This window comes from Hymenobacter daeguensis, from assembly GCF_054780555.1.
Window position 1 is genome coordinate 104,441 of record NZ_BAAGWC010000010.1, and the last position, 26,999, is coordinate 131,439.

The 26,999-nt window shown below is 63.9% G+C and carries 18 protein-coding genes; 14 read left to right on the forward strand and 4 right to left on the reverse strand.

Annotation, left to right across the window (positions count from 1 at the left end; genetic code table 11):
* Window positions 1–86: 86 nt before the first annotated feature.
* From secA to ACYVHT_RS13000, 3 genes are all read left to right on the forward strand, one after another.
* Window positions 87–3,488: a preprotein translocase subunit SecA gene (gene secA, locus ACYVHT_RS12990; protein ID WP_460552209.1), complete on the forward strand. Its 3,402-nt coding sequence runs from the start codon at window positions 87–89 to the stop codon at window positions 3,486–3,488.
* 144 nt (window positions 3,489–3,632) lie between these two features.
* Window positions 3,633–5,333: a T9SS type A sorting domain-containing protein gene (locus tag ACYVHT_RS12995; protein WP_460552212.1), complete on the forward strand. Its 1,701-nt coding sequence runs from the start codon at window positions 3,633–3,635 to the stop codon at window positions 5,331–5,333.
* A gap of 144 nt (window positions 5,334–5,477) precedes the next feature.
* Window positions 5,478–7,202, forward strand: coding sequence for a T9SS type A sorting domain-containing protein (locus ACYVHT_RS13000; RefSeq protein ID WP_460552215.1), 1,725 nt, complete (start codon window positions 5,478–5,480; stop codon window positions 7,200–7,202).
* Window positions 7,203–7,205: 3 nt separating this feature from the next.
* On the opposite strand, the gene ACYVHT_RS13005 is transcribed toward ACYVHT_RS13000, so the two are convergent.
* Window positions 7,206–7,463 (reverse strand): hypothetical protein, encoded by a 258-nt coding sequence (locus ACYVHT_RS13005; protein WP_460552218.1) that lies wholly within the window; start codon window positions 7,461–7,463, stop codon window positions 7,206–7,208.
* Between the two features lie 148 nt (window positions 7,464–7,611).
* Between ACYVHT_RS13005 and ACYVHT_RS13010 the strand changes: the two genes are divergently transcribed.
* From ACYVHT_RS13010 to ACYVHT_RS13060, 11 genes are all read left to right on the forward strand, one after another.
* Window positions 7,612–8,253 (forward strand): hypothetical protein, encoded by a 642-nt coding sequence (locus ACYVHT_RS13010; protein WP_460552221.1) that lies wholly within the window; start codon window positions 7,612–7,614, stop codon window positions 8,251–8,253.
* A 150-nt stretch (window positions 8,254–8,403) separates the two neighbouring features.
* A complete protein-coding gene (locus ACYVHT_RS13015; RefSeq protein ID WP_460552224.1) occupies window positions 8,404–10,140 on the forward strand; it encodes a T9SS type A sorting domain-containing protein in 1,737 nt (578 codons plus the stop codon).
* 27 nt (window positions 10,141–10,167) lie between these two features.
* Complete coding sequence (gene deoC, locus ACYVHT_RS13020; protein ID WP_460552227.1) at window positions 10,168–10,839, forward strand: 2-deoxyribose-5-phosphate aldolase; 672 nt, start codon at window positions 10,168–10,170, stop codon at window positions 10,837–10,839.
* The gene (locus ACYVHT_RS13025; RefSeq protein WP_460552230.1) at window positions 10,817–11,380 is read left to right on the forward strand and encodes a hypothetical protein; all 564 of its coding nucleotides are present in this window, start codon (window positions 10,817–10,819) and stop codon (window positions 11,378–11,380) included. The genes deoC and ACYVHT_RS13025 overlap by 23 nt, the downstream gene beginning before the upstream one ends.
* A gap of 219 nt (window positions 11,381–11,599) precedes the next feature.
* Window positions 11,600–12,790, forward strand: a complete 1,191-nt coding sequence (locus ACYVHT_RS13030) for a M20 metallopeptidase family protein (RefSeq protein WP_460552233.1) — start codon at window positions 11,600–11,602, stop codon at window positions 12,788–12,790.
* Window positions 12,791–12,871: 81 nt separating this feature from the next.
* Window positions 12,872–13,678: a hypothetical protein gene (locus ACYVHT_RS13035; RefSeq protein ID WP_460552237.1), complete on the forward strand. Its 807-nt coding sequence runs from the start codon at window positions 12,872–12,874 to the stop codon at window positions 13,676–13,678.
* Between the two features lie 250 nt (window positions 13,679–13,928).
* The gene (locus ACYVHT_RS13040; RefSeq protein ID WP_460552240.1) at window positions 13,929–14,462 is read left to right on the forward strand and encodes an Hsp20/alpha crystallin family protein; all 534 of its coding nucleotides are present in this window, start codon (window positions 13,929–13,931) and stop codon (window positions 14,460–14,462) included.
* Window positions 14,463–14,704: 242 nt separating this feature from the next.
* Complete coding sequence (locus ACYVHT_RS13045; RefSeq protein ID WP_460552243.1) at window positions 14,705–16,207, forward strand: S1C family serine protease; 1,503 nt, start codon at window positions 14,705–14,707, stop codon at window positions 16,205–16,207.
* A 303-nt stretch (window positions 16,208–16,510) separates the two neighbouring features.
* A complete protein-coding gene (locus ACYVHT_RS13050) occupies window positions 16,511–17,722 on the forward strand; it encodes an AAA family ATPase (RefSeq protein ID WP_460552246.1) in 1,212 nt (403 codons plus the stop codon).
* Window positions 17,723–17,824: 102 nt separating this feature from the next.
* Window positions 17,825–19,429: an aldehyde dehydrogenase family protein gene (gene amaB, locus ACYVHT_RS13055; protein WP_460552249.1), complete on the forward strand. Its 1,605-nt coding sequence runs from the start codon at window positions 17,825–17,827 to the stop codon at window positions 19,427–19,429.
* Window positions 19,430–19,618: 189 nt separating this feature from the next.
* Entirely contained in the window at window positions 19,619–20,509 is an 891-nt protein-coding gene (locus ACYVHT_RS13060; RefSeq protein ID WP_460552251.1) for a class I SAM-dependent methyltransferase, read from the forward strand.
* Window positions 20,510–20,535: 26 nt separating this feature from the next.
* Here ACYVHT_RS13060 and ACYVHT_RS13065 read toward each other — a convergent pair whose 3' ends face one another.
* The 3 genes from ACYVHT_RS13065 to ACYVHT_RS13075 all read right to left on the reverse strand — a co-directional run bounded on the left by ACYVHT_RS13065 (window position 20,536) and on the right by ACYVHT_RS13075 (window position 26,911).
* Complete coding sequence (locus tag ACYVHT_RS13065) at window positions 20,536–22,059, reverse strand: TSUP family transporter (protein ID WP_460552254.1); 1,524 nt, start codon at window positions 22,057–22,059, stop codon at window positions 20,536–20,538.
* A gap of 20 nt (window positions 22,060–22,079) precedes the next feature.
* Window positions 22,080–23,783 carry an assimilatory sulfite reductase (NADPH) hemoprotein subunit gene (locus ACYVHT_RS13070; RefSeq protein WP_460552257.1) on the reverse strand — a complete coding sequence of 568 codons (1,704 nt, stop codon included), beginning with the start codon at window positions 23,781–23,783 and terminating at the stop codon, window positions 22,080–22,082.
* A gap of 227 nt (window positions 23,784–24,010) precedes the next feature.
* Entirely contained in the window at window positions 24,011–26,911 is a 2,901-nt protein-coding gene (locus ACYVHT_RS13075) for a TonB-dependent receptor (protein ID WP_460552260.1), read from the reverse strand.
* Between the last annotated feature and the right edge of the window lie 88 nt (window positions 26,912–26,999).

Here is a 26,999-nt window from a genome sequence, read left to right on the forward strand (position 1 = left end):
CGGGGCTTTTCGTTTTGGGACGGTTTTAGCGGAACGCTCCGTAAATTTGAGGTGCGCCAACGCGCTATTCGCTAAAATACTACCTGATGTTTGAATTCCTAGGCAAGACCGTCGCCAAAATATTTGGCTCCAAGTCGGAGCGTGATTTAAAGGAAATCACGCCCTACGTGGCGCTGATTAATGCCGAATATGCCAAACTGGCCGGCTTGACCGACGACCAACTCCGTGACCAGACCGACGCCGTGCGCGCCCGCATTGCCGAGCGCCTCGCCGGCCTCGACGGGCAGATTGCCGGTTTGCACCAGCAAATCGACACCCAGCCGCAGCTTGATGTAGCTGCGAAAGAGGCGCTGTTTGAGCAGATTGACGCCCTGGAAAAGCAGCGCAACAAAGACCTCGAAGCCGTGCTGCTGGAGGTGCTGCCCATCACCTTCGCCATTGTGAAGGACACGGCCCGCCGCTACAAGGAAAACGGCCAGCTGGTGGTAACCGCCAACGCCCACGACCGCGAATACGCCCTGACGCACCCCAACTGCGTGATTGAGGGCGACAAAGCCATCTGGGCCAACAAGTGGACGGCCGCCGGCGCCGAAATCACTTGGGACATGGTGCACTACGACGTGCAGCTGATTGGCGGCGTGGTGCTGCACCAGGGCAAGATTTCGGAAATGGCCACGGGCGAAGGCAAGACGCTGGTTTCGACCCTGCCGTCGTTCCTGAATGCCTTGTCGAAGCGTGGGGTGCACCTCGTAACCGTCAACGACTACCTGGCCAAGCGTGACTCGGAGTGGAATGCGCCGCTGTTTGAGTTCCACGGCATCACCGTGGACTGCATCGACAAGCACCAGCCCAACACGCCGGAGCGCCGCGCCGCTTATCAGGCCGACATCACCTACGGCACCAACAACGAATTCGGCTTCGACTACCTGCGCGACAACATGGCGCGCGACCCCGAGGAGCTGGTGCAGCGCAAGCACCACTACGCCATGGTCGACGAAGTGGACTCCGTGCTGATTGACGATGCGCGGACGCCGCTCATCATCTCGGGCCCGGTGCCGCGCGGCGACGTGCACGAGTTCTACCAGCTCAAGCCGCGCATCCAGCGCCTGGTGGACGAGCAGAAGAAAATCGTGCAGTCCTACCTTGTGGAAGCCCGCAAGCAGATTGCCGCCGGCAAAACCGGCGTGGAAGAAGGCGACAAAAACGGCACCGGCGGCCTGCTGCTGTTCCGCGCCTACCGCGGCCTGCCCAAGAGCAAGCCGCTCATCAAGTACCTCTCGGAAACCGGCATTCGGGCCGTGCTCCAGGCCACCGAAAACCACTACCTGGCCGACAACTCGCGCCAGATGCCCAAGGCCGACGAGCCGCTGTTCTTCACCATCGACGAGAAGAACAACCAGATTGAGCTCACCGAAAAAGGCATCGACCTGATTACGGCCCAGGGCGAAGACCCCAAGCTGTTCATCATGCCCGACATCGGCATGGCCATTGCCGACATCGAGAAAAACAACGCCCTCTCGGCCGAGGAGAAGCTCCAGCAGAAAGACAAGCTGATGAGCGACTACAACGAGAAGAGCGAGCGGGTGCACACCGTGAACCAGCTCCTGAAGGCCTACACGCTGTTCGAGAAGGACGACCAGTACATCCTGACCGACGACGGCAAGGTGAAAATCGTGGACGAGCAAACCGGCCGCGTGATGGAAGGCCGCCGCTATTCCGACGGCCTGCACCAGGCCATCGAGGCCAAGGAAAACGTGCGCGTGGAAGACGCCACCCAGACCTACGCCACGGTGACGCTGCAGAACTACTTCCGCATGTACCACAAGCTGGGCGGCATGACCGGCACGGCCGAAACCGAAGCCGGCGAGTTCTGGGAAATCTATAAGCTCGACGTGGTGGTGATTCCCACCAACCGCGCCATCAGCCGCAAAGACGCCGACGACCAGGTGTACAAGACGGTGCGTGAGAAATACAACGCCGTGGCTCTGGAAATCCAGAAGCTGGTGGAAGCCGGCCGCCCGGTGCTGGTGGGTACCACGTCGGTAGAAATTTCCGAGCTGGTATCGCGCATGCTGAAGCTGCGCGGCATCCAGCACCAAGTGCTCAACGCCAAGCAGAACCAGCGCGAGGCCGAGATTGTGGCCGCCGCCGGCTACCCCGGCACCGTCACCATCGCCACTAACATGGCAGGCCGCGGTACCGACATCAAGCTGCGCGAGACTTCGCGGGCGGCGGGCGGGCTGGCCATCATTGGCACGGAGCGCCACGAAAGCCGCCGCGTCGACCGCCAGCTGCGGGGCCGCGCCGGCCGCCAGGGCGACCCCGGCACCTCGCAGTTCTTCGTATCGCTCGAAGACAACCTGATGCGTTTGTTCGGCTCCGACCGGATTGCGAAGCTCATGGACCGCATGGGCATGGAAGAGGGCGAGGTGATTCAGCACTCGATGATTACCAACTCCATCGAGCGCGCTCAGAAGAAGGTGGAGGAAAACAACTTCGGCACGCGCAAGCGCCTGCTGGAGTACGACGACGTGATGAATGCCCAGCGCGAAGTGGTGTACAAGCGCCGCCGCAACGCCCTGCACGGCGACCGCATGGAAGTCGATATCCTCAACATGATTTACGACGTGAGCGAGGACATCGCCGCCGGCCACAAAATCACGGGCGACTTCGAGGACTTCAAGCTGAACGTCATCAAAGTATTCGGCTACGACACCTACCTCACGGCCCAGGATTTGACCAGCCTGCAGCTGCCGGCCCTCACCCAAAAGCTGTACGACGAGGCGCTGGGCTACTTCCAGAGCAAGAACGAGCACATTGCCGCCACCAACCTGCCGCTGGTAAACGACCTGCTGAGCAACGGCGCGCCCTACGAGAACATCGCCGTGCCCTTCACCGATGGCAAGAAGCAGGTGCAGGCCATTGCCAACCTGCGCCGCGCCCAGGCCACCGGCGGCCACGACATCCTGCGCCAGATGGAGAAAGTGGTGGTGCTGTCGGTTATCGACACGGCCTGGACCCAGCACCTGCGCCAGATGGACGACCTGAAGCAAGTGGTGCAAAACGCGGTGTACGAGCAGAAGGACCCGCTCTTGGTGTACAAGTTTGAGAGCTTCGAGCTGTTCAAGCGCATGATTGCGAAGGTGAACGAGGAAACCACCACCTTCCTCTTCCACGCCGATGTGCCGGTGCAGCAGGGCGCGGTGGGCACCAACGACGAGCAGGAGTATTACTACGAAGACGAGGAGCCCGCCCCGCGCCTCACCGTGGAGCACGAATCCAACCTCGACTCGCTCGGGGCCGGCCCCGAGGACATGGGCCCCGCCGACCAGCCTGCCGTGAAGCAAACCCCCGTGCGCAGCCAGAAAGTGGCCAACCGCAACGACAAGGTGAACGTGCAGTACATGGACGGCACGGTGAAGCGCGACGTGAAATACAAATCGGTAGAGCAGGACGTGGAAAGCGGCCGCGCTGTGCTGGTGGATTAAGCAGCCCCGGCTGCTTGCATCAGAAGGGAACGCCCCGGCCGGTTGGCCGGGGCGTTTCTTTGTTTTATTGCTGGAAATCAGTAGCTACATTTAGCGAAGCTCCTTCCGAAGACCCTTTCCTTAAAACGCACTCTTTCCATAGCTATGCATTTTGTTTACCCGTCAAGCCTCAAGGGCTTGTTTGTAATATTGTTACTGAGCCTAGCTGCATCGATGGCCCAGGCACAAGCCCCGACCTGGCAGATGGCGATAGGAGCAGGTCAAAGCGCGGGCAGTACCTCGTCAATGAGCAAGGTGATAGCCGATGCCAGCGGCAATGTGTATGTGACAGGCTTGTTCACTGGTACGCTGACGTTGGGCCCGACCACGCTGGTATCGGCCGGGGGCAACGACGTATTTGTGGCTAAATGGAGCGAGGCCAGTAATGGCTTCTTGTGGGCGCAGCGGGCTGGCGGAACCGGTGACGACCAGCCATATGCCTTGGCGTTGAACGGGGCCAGCGTGTACGTAACGGGTAGTTTCAACGGAACGGCCGCTTTCGGCAGCACTACCCTCACCAGTGCAGGCGCTGCCGACGTCTTCGTCGCCAAGCTAACGGACGCGGGCAGCAGCAGCCGCTTTGTGTGGAGCCAGGGGGGCGGCAGCTTGCTGGACGACTATTGCGGAGGCTTGGCGGTGGCTGGCAGCAATGTATATGTAACAGGGTACTTCTACGGATTAACCGCGCAATACGGCCCCTTCTCGCTTGCCAGTAGTGGGGGAAACATGTTTGTTTTCAAATTGACAGACAACGGGCCGAGCGCAAGCTTTAGTTGGATACAGCAAGCGAGCAATGCCTATTCAAGTGCCATTGCGGTAAGCGGCGCAAATGTCTATCTGGCTGGAAGCCGCAGTCCAAACACTGCCGCCATCTTTGGTCCTGTCAGCCTTTATACGCCTTCGCTCGCATCTGCTCCTTCGAACATGTTCTTGGTAAAGCTGGTGGATAACGGAAGCACTGGCACCTTCGTGTGGGGCAAAGCAATAATGGGGACGGGGTCTACAAGCACCAGTGCACTCGTGGCGAATGGTGCTACTGTTTACATGGCAGGGCACTTTGTGTCCTCAATAGACCTTGGTAATAATATTGGTCTGTATGCAATGGGTGGTAACCGCCAGGTGTTGATAGCTAAGCTAACGGATGTTGGCTCCAGCGGCACCTTCGTGTGGGCTTACACCGCTGGGGGCTTTTCGGGGGCTATTGCAAGCGCGCTGGCCATAAATGGCACCGACTTATACATGGCCGGGAATTTCACCGGCCCCTCCACCGCGACTTTCGGCAATACAGTGCTCACAAGCTATGGGGGCTACGACGCCTTTATGAGCAAGCTCACCGACAACGGTTCTGGTGCAACGTTTGCCTGGACCAAACAAGCAGGGGGCACTGGCAGCGATTATGCTACTGGCATAGCCCTGACGGGTACAAGCGTATATGTGGCCGGCAACGCGCAGCCCACGGCTAACTTCGATGTTCAAAGCATCACAAGCCCTGTTGGGGGCTCTGTAGGGTTTTTAGCTTCGCTGGGCAATAGGCCATTGGCGGTTGCTTCTTCAACTATGCTGGTGGGACTGGAGCTATTTCCCAACCCCGCCCACGGCCGTGTCACCGTGCAGCTGCCCGCCACCCCCGGCACCACCACGGCCAGCCTTACCGTGCTCGATGCCCTGGGCCGCACCCTGCGCACCCAAACGGCCGCCACCAACGCCACCGCCGAGCTGGACCTGACCCGCCTCGCACCCGGCCTCTACGCCGTGCGGGTGCAGGCGGGCGGTGCCACCGCCACGCAACGGCTGGTGGTAGAATAGCCTTGTTGGCCCATCCGGCCATGCAGAAGCGCCCCCGTTCCGACCACCCGGCCGGAACGGGGGCGCTTTTGCATGGCCGGGGTTAAACCCGTTTCGGCCGGCGCGGTCAATGGCAATATCCGCAACCAAGCCCCCACCGCTTATATGAACCAACCAATTACCCTTCTGCGTCGCCTGCTGTTCATCGGGCTATTATGGGCTGCTGCTCCGGCCGCCCGCGCCCAGGCGCCCGCCTGGCAAACGGCCGCCGCCATTGGCACGGCCAGCAACGGCGCCTACACCGTGACGGCCACCGCGCCCGATGCCGCCGGTACCAACCTTTACGTGACGGGCTACTTTGCCGGCACCGTGGCCATGGGCAGCGCCCTGCTCACCAGCGCCGGGGCCAACGACGTATTTGTGGGCAAGTGGAACGTGGCCAGCCGCACCTTTGCCTGGGTGCAGCGGGCCGGCGGGGCCAACAACGACCAGGCCCTGGCCCTCACAGTGCGCGGCGCGAGCGTGTTTGTGGCCGGCACGTTTGGCGTGGCGGCCAGCTTTGGCAGCCTCAACCTGACTTCGGCCGGGGCTACCGACGGCTTCGTGGTGAAGCTGACGGATGCGGGCAGCACGGCCGGCTTCGTGTGGGCGCAGCCGGTGGGCGGGCTCAACGAGGACCGGGCCACGGCCCTCGACGTGAGCGGGGCCAGCGTGTACCTCACCGGCACTTTCCGCAGCCAGACGGCCACGCTCGGCAGCCTCACCGTCACCAACAACACGGCCACGGGCACCACGGCCGGCCTGGCCCACGTCTTCCTGGCCAAGCTCACCGATGCGGGCACCTCGGCCAGCTTTGTGTGGGCGCGGGCCTTTGGCGGCGCGGCGGCCGACGACGCGGTGGCCGCCCTGGTGGCCAGCGGCAACAGCCTCTACCTGGCCGGCGACTACACCGGCAACCTCAACCTGGGCGGCACCACCCTGAGCAGCAGCGGCGGGCGCGATGCCTACGTGCTGCGCTTTCAGGACACGGGCAACAACGCCGGCCTGGCCTGGGCCAAGAGCGCCGGCGGCCCCAACGCCGACGTGGCCACCGCCCTGGCCCTGAGCGGCAGCAGCGTGTACGTGGCCGGCAGCTTCAGCGGGCTGGCTATTTTTGATGTGAACGGCGTGGTGAGCGCCGGCCCGGCCAACATCTTCGTGGCCAAGCTCACCGATGCCGGCACCAGCAGCGCCTTCACCTGGGCGCAGCAGGCCGGCGGCACTGCCACCGACGGCGCTACCGCCCTGGCCGCGAGCGGCTCCGACGTGTACGTGGCCGGGGGCTTCAGCAGCGCCACGGCCGCGTTTGGCACCATCAGCCTCGCCAATACCTCGACGGCTACGGCCCGCACCACCGACGTGTTTGTGAGCCGGCTGAACGACTCGGGCCCGGCCGGCACCTTTGTGTGGGCCCAAAAGGCCGGCGGCAACGGGGCCGACCAGGCCACCAGCGTGGCCGTGCTGGGCAGCACCGTGCTGGTGGGCGGCAGCGTGGCGCCCCCGGCCGCGTTTGGCAGCCAGCTCATCACCACCTCGGCCACCGTGAGCGTGGGCTTTCTGGCCTCGTTGGCCGCCAGCCCCCTGGCCACCGCCGCGCCCGCCGCGCTGGCGGGCCTGCGCCTGTATCCCAACCCCGCCCACGGTGCGGCCACCGTGCAGCTGCCCGCCGTGCCCGGCGCGGCCACGGCCACCCTCACCCTTTTCGATGCGCTGGGCCGCGCCCTGCGCACCCAAACGGCCACTGCCAACGCCACCGCCGAGCTGGACCTGACCGGCCTCGCGCCCGGCCTGTATGCCGTGCGGGTGCAGGCGGGCGGCACCGCTGGCACCCGGCAGCTGGTGGTGGAATAGCGGCTACTCATTGCCGTTGGCGTCGTCCGCCATTGGAGAAAGCGTGTTTCCAATCCCGGATGCCGTTTCTCCGATGGCGGACGACCTGTTTTCAGGGTAACAGCTTTTATCCGCCATCGCAGGCATGCTGTCTGCGATGGCGGATACGCTTAAGGGGATTGGGTTGACGTTGTCCGGGATTGGGTTATGGCTGTCGGCGATTGAGTTGGCGTTGTCGGGGATTGGGTTAATGCTTTTTTCGATGGCAAACAGGGGAGGCAACGGGGCGCTTTTGCGGGAGTGGAGGCAGGTAAAAATACCTGATTTTGCAGGTGTTTTTACCTGATTTCAGGGCGATTGCAGCCAGAACCGCTGGAGGCGGCTATACATTCGGTTTCAATCATTTGCTCACCTTCATTTCATTACCCGTATGCGCAAGCCCAAGCTTCTGGAGGACTACACCTACCTGCTCTACGACACCGTGTCGCCGTTTGCCCACGCGGCCGTGCGCCAAACCACGGCCAGCCCCTTCATCGCCACCGGCGCCGAGCTGGTGAAGGCCCTGAGCGCGGCCGTCATGGCCCTCGATGCGGCCGTGGCCGTCACCGACCATCCTTCGCCTGCCCAAACCGCCCAGCGCGACCAGCTGCGCACGGCCACCACCACCGAGTTGGGCCGCCTGGCCAAGCGCCTCAACCTGGACTACCCCGGCAACGAGCCGGCCCTGCTTTCCTCGGGCCTCACGCTGGCCGACGGGGCCGGCACGGCCGCCCGCTCGCTGGCCACCACCGCCACCGACGTGGTGATGGACTTCGACCTGCTCGACGGCACCCAGCCCGGCTGCCTGCTGCTCAAGCTGAAGCGCCCCACCGGCACCTTGCAGAACCTTATCCGCTACTCCTTCGATGCCAAGTTTCCCGAAGAGCAGTGGCTGGTGGCCGTGGGCGGCGGCCGGGAGCGCCAGCTCGGCCCCTTCGAGTCGGGCACCAAAGTCTTCGTGAAAGCCGCCGCCCTGGTGGGCTCCACCACCGAGCCGCAATACTCGGCCGTGAAAAGCCGGATTGTGCAGTAGCGGCCGGCCACGGCCCTGGCTGCGCCCTTTGCTGCCCGGCGGCAAAGGGCGCTTGCGCAAGCAGCGGCCCCGCCCACGCGGGCAGAAAAAATGCCCGCTGGCCGGTGGCAGGGTATCTTTACCAGTGCTCCACGGCCTTTCTTCCATGCTATGACGCTACGCTACCCCGCAACCAGGATTTTCGATGCGCTAAAAGCGCTGCTGCCCTTGCTGCTGCTGCTGGGCGGCCCGGGGGCGCGGGCCCAGGCCCCCGCCTGGCAGCTGGCGGTAGCATCGGGGCCGCTGGCCGGCTACAACGCCGAAGTGCACGCCTGCACCACCGATGCCGCCGGCAACGTGTGGGTGGCCGGCAACTTCCAGGGCACCGTGAGCTTTGGCACCACCACCCTGAGCAGCACCAGCGGCTTCGATATCGATGGCTTTGTGGCCAAGTGGAGCCCCGTGACCGGCACCTTCGTGTGGGCCCAGCAGCTGAGGGGCATTTATGAGGAGCACGTGTTGGGGGTGGCGGTGGCCGGGGGCAACGTGTACGTGGCCGGCGATTTCAGCAGCCCCACCGTGAGCTGCGGCACGGTCAGCATTGCCAACACGGGCGGCACCCAGCGCAGCAGCGACGGCTTTCTGGTGAAGCTGGCCGATGCCGGCCCCACGGGCACCTGCCAGTGGGTGCAGGACATTGGCGGGGTCAGCGGCGATTTGGCCACGGCCGTAGCCGCCAGCGGCAGCAGCGTTTATGTGACGGGCTGGTTCAGCGACCCCATCCTGACGGTGGGCAGCACCCGCCTCGCCAATGCCGGCGTGTTTGACATGTACCTGGCCAAGTTCACGGATGCCGGTGCTACGGCTACGCCGGTATGGGCGCAGCGGGCGGGCGGGCCCGGGGCCGAAAGGCCCAATGCCCTGGCCGTGCGGGGCCCGGCGGTGTATGTAGGAGGCGATTTTCAGGGCAATACAGCCACGTTTGGCAATACCGTGCTGACCAATGCCGGCTACAGCGATGCCTTCATCGCGCGGCTGACCGATGCCGGCTCCAGCGCCAGCTTTGACTGGGCCCAGCGCGGCGGCGGTGCCCGCGATGAAACCGTGACCGGCCTGACTGCCACCGCCACCGGGGTGTATGCCACCGGCAATTTCAGCAGCATCACCGCCGCCTTCGGCGCCGGCACCCTCACCAGCTCCGGCTCCAATACCGGTTTTGTGACCAGGGTGCTGGACCAGGGCACCAGCGCTGCCTTCGCCTGGAGCCAGCAAACAACCGGCTCCGGTGTGTGCCAGCCCTGGGCCGTGTGCGCGAATGGCACAAGTGTGTACATGGCCGGTTCGTTTTCGGGCACGGTGAGGTTTGGCGGCAGCACCGCCACCAGCGTAGCGCTGTACGACGTGTTTGTAGCTCGGCTGACAGATGCCGGTACCGCCGCCGGCTTTGCCTGGGTGCAGCAGGGGGGCGGGCCCGGCTTCGATTTCGGCTACGGCCTGGCCCTGGGGGCTACGCGGGTTTACCTGGCCGGCAGCGGGAGCACGCCCGCAACATTTGGTCCCTTTGCCCTGACCCAGCCCAGCGGGGGCACACAGGTTGCGTTCATCGCGGCCCTCACCGACCCCACGCTCACGGCCACCGCGTCGGCCCTGGTGCCCGCCGGCATTCACCTGGCCCCCAACCCCGCCCACGGCCGGGCCACGGTATTGCTGCCGGCGGGCACCGGTCGGGCCACCATCACCGTGCTGGATGCGTTGGGCCGTGTCCGGCTCAGTCAGCCGGCTGGTGCCAGCGCCAATTCCGAAAACGTAAGCGCTGAGCTGGACCTTGCCGGCCTGGCCCCCGGCTTCTATACCGTGACGGTGCAAGCCGGCCCGTACCTCGCAACCCGCCGCCTGCTGGTGGAGTAGGGGGGCAGAACCACCTACCTTTGTGCCATGACGCTTGCCGCCCGAATCGACCACACCCTGCTGCGCCCCGATGCCACCGAGGCCCAGATACTTCAGCTCTGCGACGAGGCCGCCGCGCACGGCTTTGCCACCGTGTGCGTGCCGCCCTGCTACGTGGCCCTGGCCGCCAGCAAGCTGGCGGGCACGCCCATTGGCATCTGCACGGTGATTGGCTTTCCGCTGGGCTACTCGGCCAGCAGCGTGAAGTTTAAGGAGGCCGAAGTGGCCCTGTACGACGGGGCCACCGAGCTGGACATGGTTATCAACCTCTCGGCCCTGAAATCGGGGAAGGCCGAAGCCATTCAGGCCGAAATCCTGGACCTGGCCGATTTGTGCCACGTGCATCAGGCCCTGCTGAAAGTCATCATCGAAACCGCCCTGCTTTCGGAAGAGGAGATTGAGCTGGCCTGCCGCTTGTGCGTGGAAGGCGAAGCCGATTTCGTGAAAACCTCCACCGGCTTTGCCAGCCGGGGCGCCAGCGTGGCCGACGTGGAGCTGATGCGCCGCGTGCTGCCCGAAACCATGCGCATCAAGGCGGCCGGCGGCATTCGCACCCGCGAAGCTGCCGAGGCCCTGGTGGCCGCCGGGGCCGACCGCATCGGCTCGTCCAATAGCATTGCCCTGATTTCCGAAGCCGATGAACCGACTGCTGCTCAATAGCCTGCTGGCCTCGCTGCTGTTTATGGCGGCGGCCTGCGCCAGCACCGCGCAGCAGGCCCCGCAGGCCAGCGCCCCGCCCGACACCACCGGGCGCAAGCCCGCCGTGGCCGCCACCCCGCCCATGCCGGCCGAGGACGTGAGCAAGTACCGCCCGGTCTTCGCCACGCCCAAAGCCGCGCCGCTGCCCGCCACCGCGCCCGCCAAAGCCGCCCCGCTGCCCACCAACCAGGTGAACCCGCAGGTGGACCAGCGCCTGCGCGACCAGGCCTACACCAACCAGAACGTGAAATACGCGCAGGGCTTCCGCATCCTGGTGTATTTCGGCACCGAGCGCGACAAGGTGATGGCGCTGCGCCGCTCCATCATTGGCCGCTACCCGGACGAAACCGACTACATCGTGTTCAAGTCGCCGGTGTACCGCCTCTACATCGGCGACTACCTCACCCGCCTCGATGCCGCCCGGGGCATGGCCCGGATGCGCGCCTTCGTGCCCAAGCCCGAGCTGGAGCCCGGCCAGGTGCTGCTGAACAAGAACCCGTAGCGGGCCCTTGAACGGCAAGCTCCCCTCCTTACCAGGGAGGGGATGTGCGCGCCGCAGGCGCGAACGGGGGTGGTCAGGGCGTTGAGCAATGCCCGAACGACTACCCCGAACGAACCTGACGTGAGCCGTTCAGCGCCTACCACCACCCCCGTTCGCGCCGTTGGCGCGAACATCCCCTCCTTGGTAAGGAGGGGAGTTTTTCGCCTATTGCCCAAGTCTATGTCCGCCGACCTCCGCTCCACCATCCAGCGCCTCGCCGCCCGGTTCGCCGCCGACACCGTGGCCGTGCGCCGCCACCTGCACGCCCACCCCGAGCTTTCGTTCGAGGAAGTGAACACGGCCGCCTTCGTCACCCAAGAGCTGGAGAAGCTGGGCCTCACGCCCCAGCCCATTGCCAATACCGGCGTGGTGGCCCTGATTGAAGGCCGGCCCGGCGGCCCCACCATTGCCCTGCGGGCCGACATGGACGCGCTGCCCATTCAGGAAACCAGCGACATCCCCTACAAATCGACCAACCCCGGCGTGATGCACGCCTGCGGCCACGACGTGCACACGGCCTCCCTGCTGGGCGCGGCCCGCATCCTGACCGAGCTGAAGGGCGAGTTCAAAGGCACCGTCAAGCTGATGTTTCAGCCGGGCGAGGAGCGCCTGCCCGGCGGCGCGTCGCTGATGATAAAGGAAGGCGTGCTGGAAAACCCGGCCGTGAGCCAGGTGCTGGGCCAGCACGTGTTCCCGCACCTGCCGGCCGGCAAAATCGGCCTGCGCCCCGGCCGCTACATGGCCAGCACCGACGAACTATACCTCACCGTGAGGGGCAAAGGCGGCCACGGGGCCATGCCCGAGATGAACCTGGACCCGGTATTGGTGGCCGCGCACCTCATTGTGGCCGCGCAGCAGGTGGTGAGCCGCCGCGCGAGCCCCAAAATTCCGTCGGTGCTGAGCTTCGGCAAAGTCATCGCCAACGGCGCCACCAACGTCATCCCCAACGAGGTGTACATCGAGGGCACCTTCCGCACCCTCAACGAGGAGTGGCGCGCCGAGGCCCACCAGCACCTGCGCAAGCTCTGCGAGGGCCTGGCCGAGAGCATGGGCGCGGTGTGCGAGCTCGAAATCCGCCACGGCTACCCCTACCTGGAAAACGAGCCCGCCCTCACCGCCCGCGTGCGGGCCGCCGCCGAGGAATACCTGGGCCCCGAAAACGTGGTGGAGCTCGACCAGTGGATGGCCGCCGAGGACTTTGCCTATTTCTCGCAGGCCGCGCCGGCCTGCTTCTACCGCCTCGGCACCCGGCACGAAGACGGCCGCTTTGCCGCCTCCGTGCACACGCCTACCTTCGACATCGACGAGCAGGCCCTCACCACCGGCCCCGGCCTCATGGCCTGGCTGGCGATAAAGGAGCTGGGCGAGTAGAAACGTAGCGCGGACTTTTAGTCCGCGAGTGAACCAGTAACATTACCCGCCTCGCGGGCTAAAAGCCCGCGCTACGAACTCATGAAACGACTGCTCCCCCTCGCGCTGCTCCTGACCGGCTTGGCCCTGCCCGCCGCCGCCCAAACCCACCGCTCCCTCTCCGGCCTGCAGCTCTGGCCCGAGGCCCAGGCCGAGCTGGCCCTGCCCGACAGCGGCAGCGACTACCTGCTGCTGGCCCTGCGCGGCCAGAACAACACCGACAACAACGGCTTCGACGACCCCAACCGCTTCCTCGGCTTCGACGAGCGCCGCGTGACCTTGGGCTACGAGCATTTCTGGAGCGAGAAGTGGAGCGTGGGCGGCACGCTGGGCTACTTCTCGGCCAACAAAGCCTACACCCTGATTCCCGAAGTGCTGCTGCGCCACCGCAGTTCCATTGGCCCGCTCACCTTCGGCCAGCGCCTGAGCGTAGAGCGCACGTTTCCCAGCCCCGCCAACGCCAAAGGCCAGACCAACGCCCGCCTGCGCGCAGACCTGGAAAAAATCGTTCCCCTCGGCTCCGCCCTCGCCCTGCGCCCCCGCCTGAGCTACGAAGCCGGTACCCACGTCCGGTTGCTGAAGTCCGACACCGACCCCGACGAGCGGTTTATCCAGTTCACCAGTCTGCGGGCCGAAGTAGGCTGCCGCATCAGCCGGTTCGATTTCACGCCCTGGTTTGCCTACCAGACCACCTACCTCGTCACCCTGCCGCAATACGACGCCCTGGGCAACCAGACCTCCGGCGGCAAAGTCAACGTCGTCGCGCCGGTGCTCGGAATCGACCTGCGCTACACCATCCTGCAAGCCCGCACGGCCACCGACCGCCGGCCGCTTCCCACCCAGCACTAAGGGGATTAAGCAGGGAACGAAGTGGGTTGCTGACAAAATTGCAGCAACGGGTTTTGTCTGAAAAGTGCCAATGGAGGTGATGAAATAGGTTTTAGCCTTTTCTTGGCGGATTGCTGATAAGCGAAATGCTGTCTTTTAAGACAAATTGTCGCTAAATTTCTGCTAAAATCCGGTTGGTATAGATTTTAAGGAAGTGAGGTGTGCCGCTGGTCGGCAGTGATTCTTTCACAACTAAAATCTCAACCTCATCATGGCAACTCTGCTGTATAACAACCGCCCTTCCCTCCGCCCCAGCCGCGCCCTGAGCGCCATGCTGGCCGACATGCTGCAAGCCCCGCAAACCGGCGCTGCGCAACCCACCCCGGCCTTCGTGCCCGCCGCCGACATCCTCGAAACCGCCGAAGGCTTTGAGCTGCACCTGGCCCTGCCCGGCGTGAAAAAAGAAGCCGTCAACCTCGAATTCCTCGACGGCCAGCTCACCGTATCGGGCAGCCGGCCGAACCCGGCTACCGCTGCCAAAGAAGCTGCCGCCACGGCCACCGAAGCTGCTCCCGCCGCTGAGAATGCTTCCGAGAACACGCCTGCCGTGGTAACGCCCGAAGCGCCGGCCGCACCCAAGTTCCGCCGCACCGAAACCAACTACGGCACTTTCTCGCGCACCTTCCGCCTGCCCGACACGGTGAACGTGAAAGGCATCGCGGCCGAGCTGACCGATGGCATCCTGCGCGTGGCCCTGCCCTTCGACACGGAAAAAGTGACCAAGCAGCACATCGAAATCCGCTAAGCGCGAACCGAATCTGTAAAAAAGGCACCCCGCGGGGTGCCTTTTTTGCCGAAAGCCGTGTTGTGCCCCTGACAGCCCTGCTTTGGCCTGTTTTCTGCTAAAAGCAACCCTTGCAGACGAAAGCGAATCCTTAGCGCGTTGGTGAAAATATCCGGCCCCGGCTCATGCTGTTTTCATCCGGACGTTTTTAAATTAGGCTCGTAGTTCACCCCATTCACCCTTTTTTCAATTTTCCCTTACCCATGCAAGCAAAACAAATGATGCTCGGCCTGCTCGGTTCTGCCATTCTTGGCGGCGGCGTGGCCGTGGGGGGGTACAAGCTGCTGGAGCCGGCCCCGTCGGTGCAGCAGGCTGTAGCCGCCGACCCCCAGGTGCGTTACACTTCCGAGATGCGGAGCAGCCCCTACACCGTGCCCGAAGGCCTGAACTTCGTGGCCGCCGCCGCCGCCGTAACCCCTGCCGTGGTGCACGTAATGACCGAATACGCCGCGCCGGCCGTGGACCAGCGCCAGCAGCAGATGGACCCCTTCCTGCGCCAGTTCTTCGGCGACCAGTTCGACCAGTTCCGGCAGCAGCAGCCGCAGGGCGGTGGCCAGGGCTCGGGCTCGGGCGTCATCATCGCCGCCAATGGCTACATCGTGACCAACAACCACGTCATCGACAAAGCCTCCAAGATTGAGGTGGTGCTGGACGACAAGCGTAAGTTCGACGCCGAGCTGGTGGGGGCCGACCCCAACACCGACCTGGCCGTGCTGAAAGTGAAGGCCGACAACCTGCCCTTCGTGAAGTACGGCAACTCCGACGACGTGAAAGTGGGCCAGTGGGTGCTTGCCGTGGGCAACCCCTTCAACCTGAACTCGACCGTGACGGCCGGCATCATCTCGGCTAAGGGCCGCAACATCGACATCCTGCGCCGCAAGGACAACATGGGCATCGAGTCGTTCATCCAGACCGACGCCGTGGTAAACCCCGGCAACTCGGGCGGCGCCTTGGTTAACCTGAATGGCGACCTCATCGGCATCAACTCGGCCATTGCCTCGCACACCGGCAGCTACGAAGGCTATTCCTTCGCCATCCCCAGCTCGCTGGCCAGCAAAGTGGTGGACGACCTGCTGAAATACAAGGTGGTGCAGCGGGCCCTGCTCGGTGTGCAGATTCGCGAAGTAGATGCCAAGCTGGCTTCTGAGAAGAAGCTGAATACCCTGAACGGCGTGTACGTGGAAGGGCTGAGCGAAAGCAGCGCCGCCGCCCAGGCCGGCCTCAAAATGGGCGACATCATCACCCAAATCAACGGCGTGGCCGTGAATACGTCCTCGCAATTGCAGGAGCAGGTGGCCCGCTTCCGCCCTGGCGACAAGATTAAGGTGAACTACCTGCGCGGCGGCTCGGCCGGCGTGACGGAAGCCACCCTGCGCAACGCCACCGGCACCACCGGCATCGTGCGCGAAGACGCCGCGGCTGCCGCCATCAAGTACGAAGGCGCCACCATTGCCGCCGTGCCGCCCCGCGACCTGGCCAAGCTGGGCCTGGAAGGCGGTGCCAAAATCAGCGGCATCAAGAGCAGCAATTTCCGCGAGACGGGCATGGCCGACGGCTTCATCATCACCCGCATCGACAAGAACCAGGTGACCAAGCCGGCCGACGTGAAAAATTACCTCGACCAGGCCCGGCAAAATTCGGGCGCGCTGGTCGAAGGCGTGTACCCGGATGGTCGCAAAGCGTACTATCCCATCGGGCAGGAGTAAGTAGTATCTTTTGCCTTTGCAAAAGCCCTTGCCAACGCGGCAGGGGCTTTTTTTTGTTTGGCAATTGGACAAGAGCAGTATCCCATTTCGGGACTAAAAACAGGCGCATTATAATTATCCAAATAGCTGCTTTTTGCCCAAAGGTTTTATGGGAATATCGGGCTGAAAATCAGGGAAGATAAATTTGATAATGCGCCAAAAAACGCTGCATCTTTAAGCCCGAATGGTGGATTGCCTCGTAAATGCTTGTCCCAGGTCGGGAGCCGGTTAAGCTGTAATTCTCAACCGGCTCATTCCCCCGATTTGCCCCGCCTTCGTTTGTGCATGGAAAACGTCATCAACACTCTCTACATCCAGAATTTTAAGTCGATTCGGAGTGCCATTCTGCACCCGCGTCGGGTGAATATCATCATTGGCGAGCCCAACGCGGGCAAATCGACCGTGCTGGAGGCCATGAGCCTGCTGGGCAGCTTCCCCTACGAGCAGAAAAAGAAGTTCATGCGCAGCTTTATTCGCTACGAAAAGCCCGCGCAGCTTTTTCACGACAGCGTGATGACCAGCCCCATACGGGTGGAAACCGACCGCGACCTGTGCCTGCTGGGCCGCGTGAACCAGAACGGCGAGAAGCGCTTCAAATACGCTGTTTTCAGCCAGACGGCCTACCTGCTGCTGCGGGCCCAGCTGGGCCTGCCGCTGCTGGAAGGCCGCGGCAAAAACCGCACGAGCGATGACGCGCAGCTGCTGGCCCGCCTCTACGACCACTTGGCCAGCGCCGGCACGCTGCCCGAGCCGGGCTTTCTCTACACCGAGTTTGACCGGGATGGCTACGTGGACCAGCCGGGCACGGCCGGCCACTACCTGACCTCGGTGCCGAGCTGGCAGCCCCGGGCCGTGAAATCGTACCGCTTCAAGCACAAAAGCCACCTCGACCGGCGCTACGATGATGCCTCGCTGCGCCCGCCCCACGGCAACAACCTGGTGCAGGTGCTGGAAGCCAACGCCGACCTGCGGCAGGAGTTTGCCACGCTATTCGAAAGCCACAACCTGCGCCTGCGCGTGCGCCCCGACACGCGCCGCTTCGAAGTGATGAAGGAGGTGGAGGGACTGAGCTTCGCCTATCCGTATTCCAGCAGCGGCGATACGCTGCGGCGCTACGGCTTCCATCTGGCGGCCATGGAATCGAACCGCAACACGGTGCTGCTGCTGGAAGAGCCGGAGGCGCATTCCTACCCGCGCTACGTGACGCAGCTGGCCGAGCGCATTGCCACGCAGCAAACCAACCAGTATTTCGTGACCACGCACAGCCCGCATTTCTTCAATGAAGTGCTGGAAAACATGGTGCCCTACGAAAACCGGGTGCCGGAGCTGGCCGTGTTTGTGGCCTACTACAAGGACTTTCAAACCAAGGTCCGGCAGCTGTCGGACGAGGAAGTACGCGGCCTGCGCCGCGATAGCCTCGACGTATTCAGCAGCCTGAGCCAGCTGGCGCAGGAGCCGGTGGGGCGCAAAGCGTAGGGAGCGGCGTCGGCGTGGAGGATGACCGCAGAGGTGAGGCCCGCCGCCAACTCCCCGGCGGGCAGTAGCTTTGCCGCTGCATCATCCCACCTCAAATTTCCCATGAAGCAAGCCCTCGAAGAAGCTACCGCGCCCGACGTAACGGTGCCGCACCCCCACCACGACCCCCACGGCATTCAGGACGTGCTGCGCCAGCTGGGCGTGCAGGCCGACAACGCCGCCTACAGCACCGGCCGCACCTGGGGCGGCCACGCCAATGCCGAGCGCCGCGTCATCAGCGCGCCCGCCGATGGCCGCCGCATTGCCAGCGTGGCCTTCGCTACCGCCGACGACTACGAAACCGTGGTGAAAGCCGCGCAGGAAGCCTACAAAACCTGGCGCCTGGTGCCGGCCCCCAAGCGCGGCGAGATTGTGCGCCAGATTGGCAACAAGCTGCGCGAGTTCAAGGAGCCGCTGGGCAAGCTGGTGAGCGCCGAGATGGGCAAAATCCTGCAGGAAGGCCTGGGCGAAGTGCAGGAGATGATTGATATCTGCGACTTTGCCGTGGGCCTGAGCCGGCAGCTGCACGGCTTCACCATGCACTCGGAGCGCCCCGCGCACCGCATGTACGACCAGTACCAGCCGCTGGGCCTGGTGGGCATCATCTCGGCCTTCAACTTCCCGGTGGCCGTGTGGAGCTGGAACGCCATGCTGGCCGCCGTGTGCGGCGACGTGAGCATCTGGAAGCCTTCGGAGAAAACGCCCCTCACGGCCGTGGCCGTGCAGCACATCATCCGCGACGTGCTGGCTGAGAATGACATTGCCGAAGGCGTGTTCAGCGTCATCATCGGCGATGCCAGCATTGGGGCCGCCATGGCTGCCGACCAGCGCCTGCCGCTGATTTCGGCCACCGGCAGCACCCGCATGGGCAAGAAGGTGGGCGAAGTGGTGGGGGCCCGCCTGGGCCGCGCCCTGCTGGAGCTGGGCGGCAACAACGCCATCATCGTGACGAAAAACGCCGACCTCGACATTGCCATCCGCGCCATCGTGTTTGGGGCGGTGGGCACGGCCGGACAGCGCTGCACCAGCACGCGCCGCGTCATCATTGAGGAGAGCGTGTACGAGGAGGTGAAAAACCGTCTGCTGGCCACCTACCCCAAGCTGCCCATCGGCCATCCGCTGCAGGAAGGCACGCTGGTAGGCCCGCTGATTGACGGCGACGCGGTGAAGATGTTTGAGCAAGCCCTGGTGAACGTGCAAGCCGAAGGCGGCAAGCTGCTGACGGGCGGCCAGGTGCTGAGCGGCGCCGAGCTGCACGGCGGCCACTTCGTGCAGCCCGCGCTGGTAGAAGCCGAAAACCACTACCACACGGTGCAGGAAGAAACCTTCGCGCCCATTCTCTACCTCATCAAATACAGTGGCGACGTGCAGCAGGCCATCGACCTGCAGAACGACGTGCGGCAGGGCCTGTCGAGCAGCATCTTCACCCTCAACATGCGGGAGGCCGAAGCTTTCCTGGCGGCCAGCGGCTCCGACTGCGGCATTGCCAACGTGAACATCGGCACGAGCGGGGCCGAAATCGGCGGCGCGTTTGGTGGCGAGAAGGAAACCGGCGGCGGACGCGAGTCGGGCTCCGATGCCTGGAAGGTGTACATGCGCCGGCAAACGAATACGATTAACTATTCGACGGAATTGCCGCTGGCACAAGGCATTAAATTCGACATATAACATAGTGCGCCAGGCAAAAGGGCTTCCGGGACTTACCGGAAGCCCTTTTTTTTGTGCTCCCGCGAGCGGAGCCTTTCGGCCAGTGGCCGGGAGAAGCGTAGTTTGAATTCCTCCCTATCTTGCCGGACCCATTGAGCTGTTTCAGCCTTCCTTGTTCCCCGTAATCGCACGGGGCTAATTCGTCCGCCGATGTTTAAAAAGACATTATTGCGCAAGTGGTATCATCAGCTGCCCCCGTCAGTTATCACGCTCATCCGCCAGCTGCGGCGCGTGCCGCCCGTGGTAGCCGAAGTTCACACCGATGCCAGCTGGCTGGACAATTGCCGGAATCTGCTGGCGCAGATGGGTGGTTCGAGCGGGGAGGTGGAGCAGGGACGCTGCCAGATTGCCTGGCCCGATGCCGAAACAAAAACGAAATTGAGGGCTTCGGTGCGCGCCAATCCATCGAGCGATTTGAGCGTGTTTTTTCAGGTCTGGAAAGAGCCGCAGTACCAGGCCGTCGTTGATTACATGAAGCCATGGCTGAAGGCCGGCGACGAGCTGCGCATCATCGATGCCGGGGCGAACGTGGGCTTTGCCACCCTGTTCTTCAAGGCGCGGTTTCCGAACGCGCACATCATCAGCCTCGAGCCGGAGGAATCGAACTATGCGCAGCTCACGAGCAACGTAGCAGCCAATGGCATGCAGCACGTGAAGGCCCTGAAGGCGGGCCTGTGGCAGCGGCAGGCGCAGCTGGAGGTGGGCCGCGACGTGGGCGACCAGCGCGAATGGTCGTTTTATGTGAAAGAAACCGACCAGCCCACCGGCCTGCAGGGCTACGATGTGCAGTACCTGATGAAAGAGGCCGGGTGGGACTGCATCGACCTGCTCAAAATCGACATTGAGGGAGCCGAGCGGTACCTGTTTGCCAACGACGAAACCGCGTTTCAGACCTTGCGCAGCGCCCGGTTCATCGCCATCGAGATTCATGACCAGTTTCGCATCCGGCCGCGCATCTACAACTGCCTGGACAAATTCGGGTTCGACTATTTCGATGATGGCGAGCTCACCATTGGCCGCAACAAAAAACTGGTGAAGTAGCAACTGGTGAAGTAGCGGCCCGGCCCCTACAGCAGCTTGCGCAGCGCCCAGAGGCTCCACACAATCACCATCAGCCCCACGCCCACGAACATCCAGCGGGTGGGCAGGCGGCCGGCCAGGCGCGCGGCGATGGGCGCGGCGGCCACGCCGCCCACGATGAGGCCCAGCACAATCTGCCAGTGCGAAATGCCCAGGATGGTGAAAAACGTGAAGGCACTGGCGAACGTCACGAAGAATTCGACCAGACTCACCGTGCCGATGACGTAGCGCGGCGTACGCCCATTGGTAATCAGCGTGCTCGTGACCAGCGGCCCCCAGCCACCGCCGCCGAAGGAATCGAGAAAGCCGCCGGCCCCGGCCAGCCAGCCGGCGTTTTTCACCTTTCTGCGCTTCCGGGCCGCTTTCTGGAAGGCTTTGGTGATGATGCGCAGGCCCAGAATGAGCAGGTACACGGCCAGAATGGGCTTGACGTAGCCGGCGTAGGTTTCGCCGAAATGCGCCAGCAGCAGGGCGCCGCTGACGGAGCCGGCAATGCCCGGCAGCAGCAGCACCCGAAACAGGCGCTTGTTGACGTTGCCGAAGCGGTAGTGGTTGTAGCCCGAAGCGCCGCTGGCAAACACCTCGGCCGTATGAATACTGGCGCTGACGGAAACCGGGCTCAGCCCCAGCGACATCAGGCTGATGGCCGACACCACGCCGTAGCCCATGCCCAGCATTCCGTCCACCATCTGGGCCAGGAAGCCTACGGCCACAAAGGTGTAGAACGTGCCCGACGAGCGCACCACGTCCCAGGCCTGCTGCCAGGTGAAGTAATAGGAAAGAATGTTGAGGACGATAAAGGCCGCGAACGTCATCAGCGAGGCCGTGGCCACGCGCCGCCAGTAAACGGTGGCGGGCGTTTCGTAGGCCGGGCCATTGGCCAGCTCGGCCGTCACGGCGTTCAGCGACTTCACTTTTTCCGCAAAATCGCCCTGCAGGCGGCTGCGGATGACGGTCATCTGGCTCAGTACCGTGCTTAGCTCGGCGGGCAGCACTTCGGCCAGCACCTCGCGAAGGCGTTTGCCAATGGTGGGCGACTTGCCGTTGGTGGAGATGGCAATTTTCAAATCGCCCTTCTGCAGCACCGACGAAAGGTAGAAATCGCACAGCTCGGGCGTATCGGCCACGTTGGTGAGGAGCTGGCGGGCGGCCGCCGCCGTGCCGATGTAGCGGTGCAGGGCCACGTCGTCGGTGGCCAGAAAGAGGATGTCTTTGCCCTCAAGGTCGGAATCCTGATAGGGCCGTTCGTGGAGCTGCACCTTGGGGTGGCGGGCGGCCAGCTCGCGCAGCTCGGGCCGGATGTGGGCAGCCACAACGGTGACGGCCGTGGCCGGGCTGTTGCGCAGAATGGCCCCCAGCTTTTCCAGGCCCACGTTGCCGCCGCCCACCAGCAGCACCCGCATGTTTTCCAGCTTCAAAAAGATGGGAAACAGGTGGTTGGCCGGCGGGGTAGTGTCCGGCGGCAGGGTTGCCACCGCCGGGCCGGCGGGGTTAGGGAAATTGGAATCCATAGCTCAGAAAGATAATAGAATTAGGCGTGAAAATCCAACCCGTGCCGGGTGGCTTGCACAACGCCGGTGCGCACCACAAAGTCGCCGAAACCCTCGGCAGGCTGGCGCTCGGCGGCGTAGGCGGCCAGCAGGGGCGAGAGTTCGCGCAGGATACCGTCCTCGTCCAGCATTTCGCGGTGTAGTTTGTTGAGGCGCTCGCCGGCGTAGTTGGCGCCGAGGTAGAGGTTGTAGCGGCCGGGGGCCTTGCCCACCAGCGCGATTTCGCCCAGATAGGGGCGGGCGCAGCCGTTTGGGCAGCCCGTCATCCGAATTAGAATGCCCGCCTCGGCCAGCCCGTGGGCCCGGATAACGGCATCGAGCTTATCGAGCAGCTGGGGCAAATACCGCTCGGCCTCGGCGAAGGCCTGCGAGCAGGTGGGCAGGGCTACGCAGGCCAAGGCGTTGCGGCGCAGCGCGGTGAGCTGCTCGGCTTTCGGGGCTGCGCCGTGAGCCTCCAGAATGGCCTGGATGCGGACGCGGTGGGCGGGCTCGATGTTGGCCAGAATGAGGTTCTGGTTGCCGGTGAGGCGGAACTCGCCGGTGTGGAAGGCGCTGATTTCGCGTAGGGCAGTTTTGAGGCGGTAGCCGGGGCGGTCGAGCACGCGGCCGCCTTCCACGAAAAGCACGAGGTGGGCGTTGCCATCGGCGGCAATCGTCCAGCCAAAAGCGTCGCTGGAGCTGTCGAAGCGGTAGGGGCGGGCGGCGGCCAGCGCGTAGCCCAGGCGCTGCTGCAGCTCGGCCACGAAGGCGGGTAGCCCGGCGCGGTCGACGGTGTACTTGAGGCGCGAGAGCTTGCGGTTTTCGCGGTTGCCCCAGTCGCGCTGGATGGTCACGATTTTCTCGCACACGTCCACCACGTTTTCGGTGGGTACGAAGCCGATGAGGTCGGCCAGGCGGGGGTAGGTTTCGGGCAGGCCGAAGGTCATGCCCAGGCCGCCGCCCACGGCCACGTTGAAGCCCAGCAGCCGGCCGTTTTCCTCGATGGCGATGAGGCCGATGTCGTTCGAGAAGATGTCGGAATCGTTGTAGGGCGGCAGGGCCAGGGCGATTTTGAACTTGCGCGGCAGGTAGGTTTTGCCGTAGATGGGCTCCGCGTCGTCGGTGGCTTCGGTGGTGTTCTGCAGCTCGCCGTCGAGCCAGATTTCGTGGTAGGCGGTGGTGCGCGGCGTGAGGTCGGCGCTGATTCTGGCGGCCACGGCCTGCACCTCGCCGTGCACTGCCGACTCGTGCGGGTTCACGTTGCACATCACGTTGCGGTTCACGTCGCCGCAGCCGGCGATGCTGTCGAGCAGGGCATCGTTGAAGCCCTGGATGGTGGGACGCAGGTCGCGCTTCAGCACGCCGTGGAGCTGGAAGGTCTGGCGGGTGGTGAGCTTGAGGGTGCCGTTGCCGTAGGCGTCGGCCAGGGCATCCATGCGCTGCCACTGAGCGGCGGTAGCCACGCCGCCCGGCACCCGCACCCGAATCATGAAGGAAAACAGCGGCTCCAGCTTTTGGCGCTTGCGCTCGGAATCGAGGTCGCGGTCGGTTTGCTGGTACGAGCCGTGGAACTTGATGAGGTGGGTGTCGTCGTGGTTCAGCGCGCCGGTGAGGCGGTTGCGCAGGCTCTCGACAATGGTGCCGCGCAGGTAGCGGCTGGCAGTTTTGACGTGCTCGACTTCGGAGAGGTTGGGGGTATGGGACATTGTTCTGGTGTTCGCCTCACCCCCGGCCCCTCTCCGGGGGAGAGGGGAGCCACGGCGGCGCGGACGTTACTTGTAGCACATGCTTTAGCTTGTGCGGCGTTGGGTTTGATTATTTAAAATCAAGCAGTTGTCTTAATGCTTGCACCGGCTAAGACATGCGCCGTAATTCGATTGGCTCCCCTCTCCGGTGGAGAGAGGCCGGGGGTGAGGCGAACGTGGAGGGCGACCTAATGCAGCACCGTGGCGTCGAATACGACGCTCACGTAGTACAGCGCCCCGATGGTGGGGCCGGCGGCGTATTGGAAATAGCGTTTGTTGGAAATATCCGTGCCGCCGAGCTTGACAGTGGATTTCAGGGTAGGCACGCGCAGGTTCATCTGGGCATCGAGGGTGGCGTAAGAAGGCACCCGGCCGTTGGCCAGCGGGCTTTCCCAGTAGAAGGAGTCCTGCCAGCGCCAGTTCACGTTGAAACCGAAGTTTTTCACGATTTCGCGGTTGCCGACTGACACGTTGGTGGCCCATTTCGGGGTGTTGAAGCCGGTCACGAACACGTCGGCCTGGCTGTTTTTCGACAGGGCGTTGTAGTTCACGTTGCCGGCCACGGTGAACTTCTGGTAGAAGTTGTAGGTGAGGCCCAGCGTGGAGCCGTAGCTGTGGTAGTCCTGGCGCGAGTTGGTGTACACGCGGTAGCGGTCCTGGCGGGCGTCGCGGTTGGCGCGTAGGGCGGCCAGGGCGGCGGCATCGGAGCCAACGGGCACCTGGGCGCCGTTGGCATCTTTAGGCACGCTCACTTCCACCTGGCCCAGGAAACCGGAGTAGATGTTGTAGTAGGCGTCGGCATCGATGGCCAGGCGGTTGTCGAGGAGCACGCTGCGGTAGCCCACCTCGTAGGCGTTAATTTGCTCGGGCTGCTCGGTGGGCAGGTTGGCGACTTTTAGGAGGTCGCGGTTCTGGGGTAAGACTGCTGCTTGGGCGGCGGTGCTGCCGGGCGTGGCGGCCACGTAGGCATTCACGGCCGCGTTAAACTGGTCGATGCTGGTGCGGGTGTAGGAGTTCTGCAGGTAGTTCAGGCCCTCGTTCACGCGGGCCAGGCCGCCCACGCGGCGCACGTTGCCGTTGTTCACGAACGACAGCGCCTCAAACAGCGAGGGGAAGCGCCAGCCGTTCTGGTAGGAGGCGCGGAAGTTGTGCTTCTCGGCCAGGGTGTACGCGGCGGCCAGGCGCGGGTTGATTTTGGCGGTGAACTCGGGGTTGTAATCCACGCGCAGCGAGCCGGTCAGCTTCAGCTTGTCATCGAGCAGCAGCTTGGTGGCTTGGCCGAAGGCGCCGTACTTCTTGTAGTACACGTAGCTGCCGCCGGCCTGATTCCGCTCGGCCAGGGGCAGGCTGAAATCGACGAAGTTGTTGCCGTCGGGGATAATCTGATACACGCGGGCATCAGCGCCCACCAGCAAATCCACGAATTTCACGCGCTGGCCCAGGTTCCAGACGCCCTCGGTGTGGTAGGTGCGGCTGCGCTGGGTGAGGGCTGCGCCGCCGGGCGTGGGCGCGCCGGGCACGTTCACGCCGCTGTCCCAGTTGTTGGTGCGCACGATTTGGGCTTTCAGGGCGTCGAAGGCGGGCATGCCGGGCTCGGCGCGGCCTGCATCGGCGGCGGAGCGGGCGGCGGCCATGGCGGGCGCCAGGGCCGTGCCGGCGGCCAGCTGGCTTTGCAGCGCAGTGCGGAACTTGCCGCCCCACACGGCGTTCGAGCCGTTTTGCAGGTCCAAGTTCAGGGCCAGGGGGTTGAGGTTGTAGGAGTTGCCGGTGTTTTCGAGCAGGGTGTAGGCGCGCACTACGAAGTCGGCGCCCTTCAGCTCCAGCTTGTGGTTCTGCACGGTCACGCCGTCGAGCTGAATCTTGTTGCCGCGCTGAAACACGCCGTCCATCAGTCCGAAACGGTAGCCGTAGCTCAGCTCCAGCTTGTCGGTCAGCTTGTAGTGCAGGCTGGCGTCGGCCTTGATGTTGCGCACGATGGGGTTCACGAGGTCTTTCTCGTAGTAACCGGTGCGCGTCACGGTAAACGCCTGGTTTTTGCCCTGGTAGGGGATGGTGACGGTGAGTGAGGAGTTGGTGTCGTCGCCGTAACGGTTCCAGCGGTCAGCGGCGGGGTTGGCCGCGCCGGCCAGCTCCGGGAAGGCGGGGTTAGAGGTGCTCAGGCCCTGGGGGTTCTGGTCGGTCTGGTTGTTGGCCAGCCAGTCGGTGCCGCGCAGGTAGTCGAGGTTCACCTTGTAGGCCCAGCGGCTGCCCAGCGCCTGGGCGTAGCGGACGGCGGTTTCGGTGAGGGCGCTGGTATTGCGGTCGGCGGCGCTGCCCACGTGGTTCACGCCCACTTTCTGGTACACGCTCAGGCCCTGGTAGGTGAAGGGGCTTTTGGTGGTAAGGTTGGCCATGCCGTTGATGGCGTTCATGCCGTAGAGGGCCGAGGCTGCGCCGGGCGTCACCTCCACGCTGGCAATGTCGAGCTCCGTTGGCCCGATGGCGTTGCCCAGCGGCATGCCCAGGGTGGCGGCCTGCATATCCACGCCATCCACCAGCTGCATAAAGCGGAAGTTGTTCGGGATGTTAAAACCCCGGGTATTCGGCACTTTGAAAGTGAGGCTGCTGGTGAGCATCTGCACGCCCTTCACGTTTTCCAGCGCGTCGTAAAAGCTGGGCGCGGGCGTTTCCTTAATGGCCCGGATATCGAGCTTCTCAATAGCCACCGGCGATTTCAGCCGGCTTTCCTCCACCCGCGAGGCCGATACCACGACCTCATTAGTGAGCACGCCCTTGGCCTCGAGCGTCACGCTCAGCGGCTGGCTGCTGCTCACGATTTCGAGCTCCACGGCTTCGTGACCCAGGGCATTGAAGACGAGCGTAAACGGGTAGGTAAGCTTGGCTTTGAGGGCAAATTTGCCCTCGCCGTCGCTCTGGGTGCCGGTGCTGGCGCCCTTCACGCTGATGCTCACGCCGGGCAGGGCTTCGTTGGTGCCCTTCTCGTGCACTACGCCGCTGATGGCGATGAGCTGGGTTTGGGCAAAGGCCGCGCTGAGGCTAGCCAGAAACAGAAGAAGAAAAAGGAGAAAGGAGGGGTAATAGGATTTCATGAATCGGGGGAGTTGAAGTCGAAGGGGAGGGGCTGGGAAGCGGGCGCATTCGACAACAGCAGGAGGGATTGGGAGGCGTTTTCATAGG